This window comes from Chelativorans sp. M5D2P16 (assembly GCF_034427935.1).
In the GTDB taxonomy this organism is placed as follows: Bacteria; Pseudomonadota; Alphaproteobacteria; order Rhizobiales; family Rhizobiaceae; genus Chelativorans.
In genome coordinates, this window is record NZ_JAXQNM010000030.1 from 163,858 (window position 1) to 178,379 (window position 14,522).

A 14,522-nucleotide genomic window follows, 5' to 3' on the forward strand; every position below is an offset into this window, starting at 1 on the left:
GTCTACTGCTCCACGTTTTCCGAACTGGCTTGCGAACCCGAAATGATCCCGGCACGCTCTACATTCCGATACGCATCTAGCGCAGGCTTCGCCTGTTTTGCGGAAGGTTTCCGCTCCCACCCTCCGGCAGCATAGCTCGCCAATGTCCGGCAAATACCGGCTACCTTCCAATGAATGATGCCGGCCCGCTGGCCGAGTTCAGCAATCTCAAGCCATGTTGCGCCGTTGATCTCCATGCAGCGAGCGATTCGGTCATAATCCTCGACGGAGACGGCGGGAGCAGTTTCGCTGCGGTTGCCGTTTTCAGCGACATACGACAGCTCGGCCGGCAAGGGATCGGACAAGGCCGGGAGCCGTTCCCGGAGCAAGGTCCAGCATTCCTCCTTCTTGAACCACTCGCTCGGATTGCGTTGGCCGGCGGATTCCCGTAGCGCAGCGTCTATAGCGGGCGCCCACGACTTGACGAGATTTTCCAGTTCGGGCGTGATCACTTGGTGCGCCCAGATACGGTCGAAATCGACGCGACCACCTGTGCGATGACTGATCGCGGCCACCAGATAGGCGATGATCTGCGCTCCATAGGCGGGAAACTTCATGGCGCGTACTGTGCGCTCGACGGCGCGATAAAGGATGGCGATGGCGATAATGCGCTTGAACCACGTAGTGTCAGATGGCGGGGGTGGTTCATCCTTCAGCCGCTGCATGAAATGCTGGAAATTCTTCTGTCCGCCCAGGCATACGCGGTGCGGCAGACCCGACCACGCCGAGAGATATCTCGCCACATCCAATTTGTTGATTCGCCGCTGCTTCGGCGTCTGAAGACGAAATGACCTGTGCTCGGTCTTCCGATAGGACGCCTTCTGCTCGGCCGCCAGATAAGAGCCACGCGTCCGCTCGTAGAACCAGCGCCCTTTCCCGTCGTCCAGCCAAGTGTTGTTCGCCAGCGTCTCGAGTTGCTGATGGAACGGATCATTGGCCGAAAAGTCCGCCAGCTGGACCGTGTTCTGCCGATTGGCGGCACGCGAGATGGAGGCGACCATCTCCGACAAGTCCGCACCCCCTACCTTGATGATTTTCACCGGCACAGCTACGTGATCGAGAGTGATGCTTTCCTTCCGTCGAGCACGATGAAGCGAAGCTGTCGTCTGCCCCCCGTTTACGATCTGCAGGCCCTGCAGGCTTCGGATGGCAGGCCGTCCGTTGGCTTCGTCCAGCTCTATTCCGTCTGCAGTCGCCACGATGCCGTTGTTGAATGCAAGAAACATCGAGGGCTGTTCCATGATGGTTCGCCTCAGTTCCGAGTTCACGCTCTTGCGTCCTCGAAGGCCCAGAAATGCTCTGACATTGAGTTCAAGAAGCCTCACGCCATAGCGTTCATAGATCTGCGAGAGCGCCCGTCCCGGCAGTACTGCAAGATAGGCTTCGTACCCGCCATGATCTGAGGGCACATGCAGACAGGGCACTGCTTCGCCGGTCAAAGCCACTAGGTCGACGGAAATATCGGCCCGGGTTTCTCCTTCGCCGAGGACGCGCTGCAGCCGGACGACGTCATAGGCATCGTATTCGACGGTTCGTCCCTTCCATTCTCCCGATGGGGGAAGCGTCCCGCCGAGTACACTGTCGGTAAGAAGTACAATTCGGATGGTCGACAGGGTCGCTGCTTCCGCCTCTATCCTTCGAGCAAGATCGCTGGCGTCCGTGTTGGAGGGTTCAAGTCGATCTGCCAGACCGTCCATGCACGCACTCGCAAACCGCAGTGCTCGTTCGAGTGCGCGCGCGGCCTCTGTTCCCGTTAAGCGTGATGGCTGGAGTTCGCCTCGATAGACTGTCGTGAACAATTCGAGCCGTCCACGCTCTTCATCAAATGCAAAGCCATCAATCCGGTATCCGGCATTGCCGAGCCGCCCTTCCTGGTGGAGATCGAACACGCTGTCGAGATGGCCGGCATCTTCCAGGCGCTCAAGCACAATCCGCGTGAAAATGTTCGCCGAGAAGGGCGCGTCAGCCGATAGACCCTCTTCGACATCGGTCGCCAGCTCTCTGGCAAAGCGTACCACTACATCGTCATTCAACTCTATATCCCCCTCGCAAATTCTGCGAGCACTGCCTCCGCCTCGATTGCATGACGCTCTATCGCACTCAGCTCAAGGCGGTAGTTCGCCTCCGTCACGGCAGAAGGAACGGAAGCACGGACTAGGCGCGGAAAACCGGCGTCGACCGTGAAGCCACTCAAATTCCTGATGATCACGCGAGGTGCAGAGCGAGCATTCATGTCGTCAGGTATGAGGCCGCGGCGCAAAAGGGCATTCTCGAACGCGCGTCGCGTGGCCTCGCTCGGGATCCGATCGTTGATCTCCCCTATCATCTGCTCCAGGCATTCACCGTCAGGTGCTTCCACCAACCGCACATGCAGAAGATCGAGGCGGCGAAGCCCTCCAGTGTCGAGCTGATCAAGACTTGAAACACTGAGCACGGTCGCCGGTCCCAGCGTCGCCTTGATTTCAAGCGCATGCCCCGAGAGGGTGAAATCATGCAGACCGTCTTCCGGGGCTGCCCAACTGGACAGCAACTGTGCATTGTGCTCGATGAGGCGACGCAGCACGGTCAATTCACCGATCAGGCCGACCGTTTCGTTCCGGCTGAGACCTGCCCGACTTTCTCGAAGAAAGCGCCGCCACGCAGCGAGCCGCGCAAGGAAGACTTCCAGTCCCTCCGACAAGGGCGCGCCCGCGGCTGCCTGAAGCATATCTGCGCAAACCGTTGCGAAGAGGTCCAGCCTTTCGACGTCCTCGAGAGAAAGGACCAGCAGAGCGCCCTCATCGCCTCGCGTATGCGCGAGACGCATCCCGCCCAGCTCGAAGAGCGCGTCTGCGGGCGCATATGCGTCGATGACGAGGCAAGGAGCATTGTCCACCGCTCGAATTCCGGCATGTACATTCAGAGCCGCAATCGCCGGAAGACGCCTGGTACGGTACTGCCGAGCCTGTGGAACGTGATTGCCAAGCTCCTCCCATGCCGCCCTTAGCGTCTGTTGCCAATCCGCTCCTGTCATGTCTGCTCACGCTGTCTGACAGTGTTTTCGAGGTACAGGCGCTGGATAGCGGTAGCGCTCTCTGGAAAGCTGGTCACGACCCCCATGAGCGGACGCGCCGTGCCAACCTCGGCAAGAACCGGATCGAGTGGATAGAGGATCAGCAGGCCATTCTGAGGTCGCTGTCCTCTGACCGCTCTTATGTTCGGGCCGGAAGGCCGGTCAGTCTCAGCCTTGCGCTCGAGCCGACGCTCCTTGTTTGTCTCCTGAAGCGCCATGTCAAACTCGCCGGCTGACAGATCGATGGCTTCGTCAGGCGGGTTCAGGATCGACTTGACGATGAATCGGGTGGTGGTGTCCCGATCGGCACGGGCTCGTCGTTGAATGCTCCGAAATCGTCGACCGGCCAGCTCGACTTCGGTCCCTCTGTCTCCCATCGCCAGAAACACTGTCCAGTCGGTCAGTTCGCCCACGGCGATCTGACCCTCGATATAGGACGCCATGCGCCCGCCTTCGATGTCATAGTTCTCCGGCGGGAACGCGAGGTTCCGCAGATAAACTGCGATGTCGCGCCCAGGGACATCTGTCCAGAGCTCGCCGCTGGCGGCCATCCTAGTTCCCGGCCGCGGCGGAGACACGGTGCCGGCGCCGAGGCTTTCGATGAAGCTGTCGGTCACGGCGACGTTCTGCTCCACCGTGGGGGCATCGCGGAACATGACGGTCTGGATCTTCCCCTCCCCGGCATAGCCGACCTGCCGCTGTACGGCATATCGCTGTTTGTTCACAGCAGTAACGCCCATGATGCTGTGCGCGGCGACGCGGAGCCCGTACTCCTTTGGAGTTGCGAGCATCAGTTGCATGTGCGCGAGCTGTGATCGCAGTTCCTGGTTTGCGGTCGCGACATGCCGGAACCAATCCTCCATGTCGGGCGTGGTATAGAGCCGGCAGACGTCCGCAAAGCCCCGCCGATATCCGAACCAGCGCCCCATCTGCAGAAGACTGTCGTACTGCTTTGAAAGCCTGAGGAAATAGCTGACCGTGAGACCTTCAAGCGTAAGGCCGCGCGAGAGCTTGTCGCCGCCAATCGCGATCACCGAAAGACCGGTCTCCTTGTAGGCCTCGTAGTCGAGACCTGCCTTCGACCGACCATTGGTGACGATGACCCGGATTTTGTCTGCGCTGTTAGGAAGTCTGGCAACCACTTCGGCCCAGTCCGTTGCATCCAGCCCGCGGCCGAACACGGTGGGGCGCACGTGTTCGTTGGTCGGAACGAAGTCGTCCTCCCATAGCCGACGCAGCCTATCGAGCGTTTCGCGGTCACCACCGGAGATCAGCGCGCGCGTAGTGTCCAGATATCGGAGCACCTGCCGGTGTACGGCATCGTGAACATCGACGAACCGCGAGACGTGGGCGAGCATTGAGTTGTGCTCCCGATCCTGGCCACGAGCAGATCGGGTCGCGCATGCCAGCAGAAATGCGTCTATTGCGCGCTCGAGACTCGGCGGGATCCGGTCGTCGCCGTGGTATGTCGGCCTGAGGCTCTTGTCGTGCCGATCTGGAATCCAGTTCTCGTCCGATTGATCAACGTACCGGACGAGCGGCAGTCCCCCCTGGTCACCTTCATCGTTGGTGCCGAACACGGCGACCGGACCGAAGTAGTCGTCCGGCGCGCTAAGCGAAACAATGAATGTCGAAGGAAAAAGATCGGCTCCGTACAGCTGCGCGGAGCGCTCATCGTGCATCAGGATGTTTGCGAAGGGGGTCGCCGTGTAGCCGACATATGCGGATCGATTGAAGGCGCTCAGAAGCTTGCGAATTTCACCGTTGATTCTCGTCGGATCGTAATCGTCGTCGAAGGTCCCGTCTGGGAGCAGCGGCTGATCTCGTGTATCGATGGACGCTTGGTCGGCCTCGTCATCGATGACCAGGAGCGGGGCTGCACGGGATTCGTCCGGCAGTCTTGTTATCCACCGGTTGAGATTCTTCAGGATGCTGGCGTTCTTCTTCACCACGAGGAGGCAGGGCTGGGTGAGAGGAGCAAAGTTCGCCTGCCGCGCAATCCGCAGGCTGAAGTCCCCGTTGGGGATGGCAACGGTCAAACTGTCAACGATCAGGGGTGGCGGAATTCGCCCGACGCCGATTGCCCTTCTGCGTCCGTCCGGTGACGCCGAATCCGGATTCGTGTCCCAGCCGAGAAAGTCCGATTCGAGCCGCTGCTGTGTCTGCAGCCGGAGCACGTTGTGCATGCCGGCCAGGACTACGATCACGCGATATCCAGCATCCGCAGCCCGATTAATTACGCCTGCGTAATGCGCGGTTTTGCCGGACTGCACATCGCCGACCACGAGGCCGCGCCAGTCCCATGGCCCCTCTCGCCGAGGATCGTCAAGCAGTTCCAGGACCTTGGCGGTGCTGTCCCGCAGTTCCTCGACCGAACGTATGGGCCACCCATCTTCGGCGACCTTCTGAAGATAGCGGGTCATGAAACGGCCTGGGCGGCGACGTTCCCCTACATACCATTCGGGCGGCCGTCTGCGATCCTTGAGGGTCAGGGCTTCACCCTGCTCGACAACAAACAAGCCTTCGAGAACCCTGATGACGCTGACCAGCTCGTCCGCTGTGAATTCGTGCGCCGTCGCGGCTGTGACGATCGGGGCGACAGTTCGAACCGCCTGCTCGATTTCCGCCCTGTCGAGCGGCGCGGGCGTCTGCGAGGTGAGGAGCTGACGCGCCATGTTGGTCAGTGTCGTGGCTGCATCGTTGCTCATGCCGTGGTCTCGACCAGCTTCAGAATGGATTGACGGAGGGACGTGGGAGCTCCGGGCAGCTGGCGCAGCAGATTGTCGAGGCGATCGCTCGCAGACTCGTCACCCGGCATGGCCGAGAGCAGGCTGGCGATCCGGCTGGCCAGTTCCGCAGTCTCGGCCGAGCCGAGCGGCGGCGCACCTGCACCGTCGGCTTCGGACACATCGAGCCAGATGCGCTCGACCGGTACACTGATTTCGATCAGGGCGAGCAGTCCGTCCAGCACCTTCGCGTCATCATTCAGTCGTTCGGCGACGGCGCGAACAGCCGGATGGGCGCGATTAATCCGGTATCGCAGCCGAGACGCGGTGCTTTCAGCGATCCACAACGCATCGTCCTCCGAAGGCGCCATCCGCCTTCGTCCTTGGTTACCGCGCCATGCGAATACCTCGCGAGCCCTCTCGCGGCATACCGTGCCGATTGCCGTCAGTCTCGAACGCATGGTGGCCGGCGGACGGGCGAGCGACTTCCGGACATCGATACGCCACTCGGCATCGACCCCCAGAGGAAGATCGATTGCGATGCGTGCAAGACGGCTCGACTCTTCACGCGACCAGGCGCGAGTTCCACCGAGCCCGAGCCAGCCGCCGGCCACGACCAGACGCTTTCCACGATAGACATAGAAACCTTGCCGCTCGCCCCAGCCTCCCGGCCCGCCGGCAGCCTCGTACTCGGCATCGTTGCCAAAGCGATCGCGATGCGGCAGGACGTGGGGCGTGACGACAATCATCCTTCCGGAATGCCGCAGCCTCTCCGTCGGCATCGTAATAGTCGCCGGGTGGGATCGCTGAAAGGGATCCCAGGATAGTACCGGTCGCCCATTGACTACGATCGCGAGCCGCTGCGCGTCTCCGCCGATGAAGCGGTGGAACACCATTGCAGCATGAGCACGGATGTCCTGGATCCGGAGGAAGAAGGCCTCCTTGTCCAGGCCGTAAAGCCCTCCGATCGCGTCCATTCTCTCCCACACCACCAGCGAGCCGTTCGGCTGTTCCGCCAATCTTTCGGCCAGCGGTACCGACGGGAGCTCGTCCGGAATGCTCGCTACCCATCGGCCTCGCTGCTGAACCTCGTCCACATCCCAGCTGAGGACGACCGTCTGGCGGTCCTGCCGACTGGCAACCGTCATCCGCCTGCACTGGGAGAGCGAGGCTGTCTTTAGTCCGAGACCGAACCGGCCCAGGTCGTTTTCAGGCCGTTCCGCGACGGGGCCGGCCCCGCCGAAAGTCATGGCGAAGACCAGGGCGTCCCCGTCCAGACCTGCGCCGTCATCGAGGACTGCGACGCGCGGGTCGCTATCGTTCCATTCGATGTCGATGTCGACCCTCGTTGCGCCGGCCGCTATGCTGTTGTCGATGAGATCGGCTACTGCCGTCTCCGGTGAATAGCCGAAGCCCCGAAGCGACTGCATCAGCGCCGACGCGGATGGAATTATTTCGACCGTCTGCAATTGCCCCCCTTTCCGGAGCGCCGTTCCACTGCTTCGCCGAAACCGCTCCGACCCCTTGCTGGCGGCCAGCCGCCGACTCTGTTGCCCCTATGCTGCCATGCTGTCGGGCGGCGTCGGACCGACGCCCTTCTCCGTTCGCGTTGCCATGAGATCGTTTCTGAGCCGCTCAGCAACTGCCATCGCAAGCAGAGGCGGCACTGCGTTCCCTATCTGCCTGAACGCCGCGTTCATCGCTCCCGCGAACTGGAAGCCATCGGGAAAGGATTGCAGCCGGGCGGCCTCTCGCACCGAGATCGTCCTCTGCTGCTTCGAATCCCAATGAATATGGGAATAGGTATCCTTCCCTATGTGCGCGGTAAGGGTCCGCGAGGGCAGAGCGGGATCGAGCTTCCACCATTTGTTGGGAAATTTGCCCCCATCGTACGGCGGTACGCACTGCCCGCGCAGATCATCCCAGGGCTTGCTGCCGTGTGGAGGCGGCGATAGTTCGAGAAGCAGCCGCTCCGCGAAGATTTCCTCCGCGATCTTCAGGGCTTGCGGATAATCCGCACCGGCAGGCATTCTGCGGAAGATCGGAAAGTCCCGCGGGGTCAGGCGCACGACATTGCCCGTAACGGACTCGCCAGCCTCGAATCCGGGCCATTCCCGCATGCGTCGGGCGTATTCGCTCAGATCGACGTAGCTCCGATACGCCAGCTCGTCACCCACCTTGCGGCGTCGCATGGCCGCGGGATCCCGAAAATGCTCGGAAATGTAAGGCAGGTCAGCAATCGCTTCCTTGGTGGACACTGCTCCTGCCGCCATCGCGGATGCCTGCGGGATCGGCGTGAAGCGCGAGCCCTCCGAGGGCACGTGTTTGAGCGCGACAGTGCGCGCGCCCTCATAGCCGGAAGGCAATTCCGCCTTGCAGGTCGGCTCGGGAAACGAGGGCCGAATGCCGAGTGACTGGTCGAGCGCGATCAGGAACAGGCGCTCGCGAATCTGGGGTACGCCGTAGAATGCAGCATTCAGGAGCGTGTAGCCAGTGTTGTACCCGGCTTCTTCCAGCGTGGCGCATATTTCCTCCGGCACGTTGTGGCCGCCGAAATTGAGAATATCCGGCACATTCTCGATCACGATCGCGACCGGCTGAACGGCCTCCACATATTGCAGGAAGCGCTTGTAAAGCCGCGCGCGTGGGTCGTTTCTGAACGCATCGACATCGCCCTTCAAGGATCGCAGCTTAGAACGCCCTATCCGCGCGAATGCCTGGCAGGGCAGGCCCGCCGCTAGGACGTCGAACGAAGCAGCGGCGGGCGTTGCCAGTCCGAGATCATCGACAACGTCATCAGCGGTCTGCTCGACCATGTCGCGCGGTGCTGACCATTTGTCGGACGATACGCCCTCGGGTGGTTCGAAATTGAGAGCATAGCTCTTCGCTGCAATCGGATCACACTCGACATGCGCCTGAAGATTGAACCCGGCGGCGGCGAATCCAAGAGACAGCCCCCCGCAGCCAGAGCAGAGCTCAAGGACCCGCGGCTTCTCGCCGGAGCGGACACGCTGCAGCTTCGCAGCCCGGTTGTCAGCATCTATAATCAATGTCTCGCACTCCCCCCAGATGCGAGGCGACCCGCTCTCTAAGATGCTCCAGGTCTTCAGTCTCGCACTCCCAGATTACCAGAGTGTCCCATCCCAGCTCTGTAAGCTCTGAAAGCGCTCGCCGATCCCTTTCTTGATTGGCCCTGAATTTCCGCTCCCAGAATTCAGTATTCGATTTGGGCGTATACGCAAACCTGCAATTTCGATGACGGTGCCAGTAACACCCATGGACCAGTATTACTTTGCGCAACCTTGGAAAGACAAGATCTGGTGACCCAGGAAGGTCCCGTCGATGTAATCGGTGGCGAAATCCGAGCGCATGCGCGACGCGACGGACGCGCAGTTCCGGCTGCGTATCCTTGCCGCGCACTCGCGCCATCATCGCCGATCGCTTTTCCTGGCTGACGATGTCCATGGCTCCCCGTTCCAGATTTAGATGCAAGTTCATGCGGGATTCGCCATGTCGGTCCCGCGATGTCGACGCGCGTTTCTTCGTGCACGGCAGTCCGGCACGGCTCGACGAGGGGACGATCCGGCTATAATTCGCGGCGTGTCTGGCGACTTGACTTCAAGTTCGCAGCCCAGCGTGGCCAGCACGATCAGCGCCTTCCCGATCTGTGCGGTCGGCTTGCCCGCTTCTAGCTCCACGAGAAACCGCACACCAACGCCGGCAGCGGCAGCAAGCTGATTCTGCCTCAGACCTTGCGCTCGACGTACATCTCTGATCAGCTGCCCGACTGCTTCCGGTGTCATTCCGTGATTCCCGTTCGGGAAATTTATGCTACGATGCAACTCACAGTTCAAGCCTGACCTTCCCGATCCTCAAGGCTATCTGCGTTCGCAGGGCCCAGCCTCATTCTCCGGATTCAAACGTCCCGCCGGGCGATCGAACCTTCCGGATTGCGAACAGGTCAAGCTGACCGCCCGCATTACCGGCCCCATGTCTTTGATGTGGATGTCGTCCGCTGCGGAAGTTGGAGTTCGGTCTGATGCGCCGGGTGCCCAGCTCCAACGCCTGATACCCACCACAGATGACTGAACCGGAAGTCCCATTTTTCCTTTAATCCGGTTTTCCGGATCGGGATCGATCTACAATTGGCGATTTCTCCTTCCTTGCTTTCACGAAGGCCCGATCCCCTTCCAGGAATGCTTCAAGCATGAACGGGATCAGTTCGGAGACAGATTCGGATTCGCCGTAGGCCTGACGGTAAAGCGCCGCATAGTCGCGAAGCGCCCGATTCAGCTCGGCGCCAACCGTGATGGTGATCTTCACTGGCGTGCGGTCGGGCAGTTTTCCAAGCTTCAGGTTCGTCATTTTCAATCCTATGCATTTCGCCACGCTTTCCAAAGGCGGACGTCAGCCTCGATACGGCTGTAGCAACAAATCTTTTTGGACGATGATGCGCAGCGGCCATCCGGGGCGGACGGTGATGGTCGGCTGGATGTTGAGATTCTTTTCGGTGATGCGCTGGCCGGCGCGGTTGACGTTCTGTTGGGTGGATTCGCGGACGGCGCGGACCAGATCGCTTTCGTCCTGGCCGAGGCTCAGTTCCGTGGTGACGCCGAGCAGCGTGGCGAGCGCGATACCCTTGATCAGTCGCCAGGTATGGAAATCGACCTCGTCCTCGAGCCCGGCATAACCGGCGGTGTCGGTGGCGGGCAGGTTGTCGATCTCGATGGACGAGCCGTCGGGCAGCAGAATGCGCTGCCAGACGAGGAGCGCACGCCTTTGCCCGAAGGCGACCACACTGTCATAGGTCCCGATGACACGCGAGCCCTGCGGGATCAACAAGATGCTGCCTGTCGCCGTGTCGTAGATGTTTTCGGTGACCTGAGCGACGACAAGGCCCGGCAGGTCGGAATTGATGCCGGTAATCAGGCTCGCCGCGATCACGCTGCCGGCCATGATCTGATAGGGCGAGGCCGGGGTTTGCAGGGCGTGCGGATTATAGATCCCGCTAGCGTCGCGCCGGCTGACAAAGTCCAGTTTGCGCTGCTGGTTGTTCTGGTCGCCTTCGGCTGGTGCAACGGAGGCCGGCGCGAGCCCGGCCCCTGATTGTGATAGCGCCGTTTCCGGTTGCGCGCGGGCGCCCTGTCCCGTTCCGACAGCACCGATCATGCGGGTCCTGTTCTCGATCCGGAAGAACACCTCCGACTCGCGGGCCTGGATCGCCTGCTGGGCGAGGCGCTGTTCCTCGGCGGAAACCTCCTGCCCGGGTGCGATGCCGAGCTGGCGCTGACGTTCGAGAATGGGCCCACCGAGATCGCCGGGCAGCGGCGGCCCCAGCATGGGGATCTGCGGCTTGACCTGGGAATAATCCCCCGGAAGCGTTTCAAGTCCTTCGGGCGTCGGCTTGCGCTCGGTGTTGTAGAGTTCTTCCGCCTGTTCGCCGAGGCGCAGTGCCGGTCCCTGCAGCGCCATTATGGTGACGCCGAGGATGGTCCCGGAACCAAGAGCAGCAATGGCGATGACCACACCGCGTTTGAAGCGCACGGTGCGGCGCGGTGAGGCCCGCAGCTGCAGCCCCTCGGGATCGACTTTGGGAGGCGTATGGGAAGCGGATGTATCGGTCATGACCTGCTCACCTACTCAGACGCCCGAACAGAGACGTGCGGCGGCGTGGTCTGCCGTCGGTTCTCGTGATGCGTACGACCTGTTGCGGCTTGGTGCCGAGACGCAATTCGGCCGCGGCGAAGAGGCGGTCTACGATGTAATAGTTGCCGCGCATGCGGTAGTTGACGAGTTCGTTGCCACCTTTGGCGCCGACCACGAAGAGCGGCGGCGCCTCGCCCTGATCGATGCGGCGCGGGAATTCGATATAGACCTTGTGACCGTCGTCGAACGCACGCACCGGGCGCCAGGGAGGCGTGTCGCCGGTGATCGAATAGCGGAAGCGGATATCGTTGAGCGCTACGTTGGACGCCACCGGTGCGGCTGCTTCGGCTCGGGCATTTCGCCGGCGTAGTGCGATGATCTGATCCTCGCTGTAGGTCCAGGATATCGCGGCCATGGCGGTCTTCTCCGTGCTTTCCAGCTGCAAGTGATAGGACCGCCGGTCCGTCGTAATGACCAGATTGGTTTTCAGCCCCGGCGCGAAGGGTTTGACCAGTACATGGGTGCGCTGGTTCTCGCCCGTGCCGCTCACCGTATCGCCGATCACCCAGCGCACGGTGTCGCCAGCCGAGACGGAGGTCAGCGTCTCGCCAGGCTGCAGCGCGATATCGGTGACGCGCTCGGGTGCCGCATAGAGCTGGTAGAGCGCTCCGTCCGCATATGGATAGACCTGGACCGCGTTGACATAGCCATGTTTCGTGGGTTCCTGGGTGGCGGCCTTGTTGGCATCGGCGACACGCTCCTCGGGCGAGCGCTTATCCTCGACGGCCTTGCTCGGTTCGGGCTGCAACTGACCAGGCAAGGGCAGTGGCTTCGGAACTTCGACGATCTTCACCGGTTTCTCAGGCGCCTTCTCGGTTGCCGCCGGTTTGAAATCAGCAGCATCATAGGAAATCTCCGGCGGCGGCACCTTCTTCGACGCACAAGCGGAAAAGACCACTGCCGACGCCGACACGATCAGCACGGCTCGGAATGACAAAAGCCTATTCTTCATGGGCGGACTCCTTCGGGGACGCAGAAGTGGGTGCGGCGCTGTCGAGCTCGCGCGACCAGTCGATGGCATGTACGAAGACGCCGAGCGGATTCCTGCGCAGCTGATCGGCGTCGGTCGGCGGCCGGATCAGGACGGTGAGGATCGCGGTCCATCGTGTCGTGCTGGCGAGACTGCCGCGCTCGTAGACCTGCTCGGTCCACTTGACCTGGAACGAGCTGTCGGAGGCCCGGACCACGCTGGTCACCTGCACCGACACGCTGCGCGTGCCGATCCGGCCAAACGGATCGTTGGCCTTGGCGTACTCGTTGAGGAAGAGTGCGGCGCGGTCGGTGGCGAAGTCATACGCCGATAGCCAGTTCTGCCGCACCAACACGGGATCGGTGGAAACCGACCGGACATTCGAAACGAAGCGACCGAGATGCCAGGCGATCTGTGCATCGGTCGGCTCGTAGTCCTGGATCGCCGGGGCGACCGCACGCGCCTCCCCGAAACGGCCGACCTCGACGACGTAGGGGACGACGCGGCTTTGCAACGACTGCCACAGAAGCCCGCCGGCAAGGCCCGTCGCCAGCGCCAGGCAGCCGAAGGCCATGAGGCGCCAGTTCCTGGCCTGCACGCGGGCCGAACCGATGCGCTCGTCCCAGAGTTGAGCCGCCTTCTGGTAAGGCGTGACGGGTTCGGGTGTCTTCCCGTAGCGCTGAACGGGTCGCTTGAAGAGCATCTAGTCGTCCTTGTCTCTGAGGGAGGGATTGGCGCCGCTTCCCGGCCGATCGCCGTCGCGGACGGCCTGCATCGCAGTGTGGCGATGGGCACGGGTTGTCTGTTCGGAGCGCAGCCGCCTTGCCCAGGCTGGGGCGCTATCGGCCGCTGTGCCGGCCGAAGGTTCGCGGCTGGTCGGCGCACCGCCTGTCGCGATCCAGGAGGCATCGCGCCCGGCATCGGCACTCTGCTTGAACGGTGCGGCCGCGGAGCGCGCGCCTTGTATGACGCCGCCACCGGCAGCCCGCGCCACACCGCCCATTCCGGCCGCAACGCCTGCTACACCGACTTCACCGGACGTATCCCGTCCGAAGCGATAGGCCGCGGTTGTCGCGGAACCCATGGCGGTGCCGGCACGGATCGCGGACAGACTGCCGCCGGTGGCTAGGCGGGTCCCGGCGTAGGCTGCGCCTCCGGCAACGAGCGCCGCACCGCCCGCCGCTGCCGTCGTGCCCAACGCTGCACCCGCACCGAGCTGCGGCGCGCCGGAGACAAGACCGGAGGCGATCCCCGGCCCGAAGATGCCGAGGCCAAGCAGCGCCAGCGCACCCAGCACCTGCGACATGGCGGCGGCGAGGTCCGGTTCCTGGCCCTGCAGGGCGGAAACGAACTCGGAGAAGAGCGTCGAGCCGATGCCGACGATGACGGCGAGCACCATCACCTTGATACCGGAGGAGATCACATTGCCGAGCACGCGTTCGGCCAGAAATACCGAGCGGTTCCAGAGTGCGAAGGGCACGAGCACGAAGCCGGCGAGCGTGGTGAGCTTGAACTCCAGGATGGTGATGAAGAGCTGGATGGACAGAATGAAGAAGGCGATGATGACCAGGAACCAGGCCAGAAGCAGCACGAAGATGGTGAGCGCGTTGCCGAAGAATTCCGGGAAACCGAGAAGCTGGCTTGCCTGATCGAGCAACGGCCATGCGCCTTCAAAACCGGTTGACGCAATGCGGCCTGGCCGCAGCAGGTCGTCGGCCGACAGGCTGCCGGATGAGGCGTTGATCCCGAGCCCGGCAAAGGACCGGTAGATGATGTCGGCGAGGTTGGAAAAATTGTTCAGAATGAAGGCGAAGACGCCGACATAGAGCACCTTGCGGATAAGGCGGCCGAAAATGTTGGACTCATCACCGAGCGTCCAGAACAGGCCGGCCAGCGTGATGTCGATGCCGATCAGGATGGTGGTGAGGAAGGCGACGTCGCCCGAAAGCAGACCGAACCCGCTGTCTATATAGCGGATGAAGGTCTCCATGAACCGGTCGATAACGCCGAGGTCGTTCACGTTGCCGCC

The 14,522-nt window shown here is 62.1% G+C and carries 11 protein-coding genes and 1 pseudogene; all 12 read right to left on the reverse strand.

What is annotated here, in order from left to right; all coding sequences use genetic code 11:
• Window positions 1-2 precede the first annotated feature (2 nt).
• Window positions 3-2,072, reverse strand: a complete 2,070-nt coding sequence (locus SIN08_RS15420) for an AIPR family protein (RefSeq protein ID WP_322452490.1) — start codon at window positions 2,070-2,072, stop codon at window positions 3-5.
• 2 nt (window positions 2,073-2,074) lie between these two features.
• Entirely contained in the window at window positions 2,075-3,052 is a 978-nt protein-coding gene (locus SIN08_RS15425; protein ID WP_322452491.1) for a PD-(D/E)XK motif protein, read from the reverse strand.
• Window positions 3,049-5,799, reverse strand: coding sequence for a Z1 domain-containing protein (locus SIN08_RS15430; protein WP_322452492.1), 2,751 nt, complete (start codon window positions 5,797-5,799; stop codon window positions 3,049-3,051). The genes SIN08_RS15425 and SIN08_RS15430 overlap by 4 nt, the downstream gene beginning before the upstream one ends.
• On the reverse strand, window positions 5,796-7,286 hold the full coding sequence (locus SIN08_RS15435; protein WP_322452493.1) for an ATP-binding protein: 1,491 nt from the start codon (window positions 7,284-7,286) through the stop codon (window positions 5,796-5,798). The genes SIN08_RS15430 and SIN08_RS15435 overlap by 4 nt, the downstream gene beginning before the upstream one ends.
• Window positions 7,287-7,373: 87 nt before the next feature.
• Window positions 7,374-8,867: a DNA cytosine methyltransferase gene (locus SIN08_RS15440; protein ID WP_322452494.1), complete on the reverse strand. Its 1,494-nt coding sequence runs from the start codon at window positions 8,865-8,867 to the stop codon at window positions 7,374-7,376.
• A complete protein-coding gene (locus tag SIN08_RS15445; protein WP_322452495.1) occupies window positions 8,851-9,315 on the reverse strand; it encodes a DNA mismatch endonuclease Vsr in 465 nt (154 codons plus the stop codon). The genes SIN08_RS15440 and SIN08_RS15445 overlap by 17 nt, the downstream gene beginning before the upstream one ends.
• Window positions 9,316-9,410: 95 nt before the next feature.
• A pseudogene (locus SIN08_RS15450) lies at window positions 9,411-9,620 on the reverse strand (helix-turn-helix domain-containing protein); the annotation flags it as partial.
• A gap of 307 nt (window positions 9,621-9,927) precedes the next feature.
• Window positions 9,928-10,182: a DUF2274 domain-containing protein gene (locus tag SIN08_RS15455; protein ID WP_322452496.1), complete on the reverse strand. Its 255-nt coding sequence runs from the start codon at window positions 10,180-10,182 to the stop codon at window positions 9,928-9,930.
• Between the two features lie 42 nt (window positions 10,183-10,224).
• Window positions 10,225-11,442: a TrbI/VirB10 family protein gene (locus SIN08_RS15460; RefSeq protein ID WP_322452497.1), complete on the reverse strand. Its 1,218-nt coding sequence runs from the start codon at window positions 11,440-11,442 to the stop codon at window positions 10,225-10,227.
• Window positions 11,443-11,449: 7 nt separating this feature from the next.
• Window positions 11,450-12,475 carry a P-type conjugative transfer protein TrbG gene (gene trbG, locus SIN08_RS15465; protein WP_322452498.1) on the reverse strand — a complete coding sequence of 342 codons (1,026 nt, stop codon included), beginning with the start codon at window positions 12,473-12,475 and terminating at the stop codon, window positions 11,450-11,452.
• The gene (gene trbF, locus SIN08_RS15470) at window positions 12,465-13,196 is read right to left on the reverse strand and encodes a conjugal transfer protein TrbF (protein WP_322452499.1); all 732 of its coding nucleotides are present in this window, start codon (window positions 13,194-13,196) and stop codon (window positions 12,465-12,467) included. The genes trbG and trbF overlap by 11 nt, the downstream gene beginning before the upstream one ends.
• On the reverse strand, window positions 13,197-14,513 hold the full coding sequence (gene trbL, locus SIN08_RS15475; protein WP_322452500.1) for a P-type conjugative transfer protein TrbL: 1,317 nt from the start codon (window positions 14,511-14,513) through the stop codon (window positions 13,197-13,199).
• Between the last annotated feature and the right edge of the window lie 9 nt (window positions 14,514-14,522).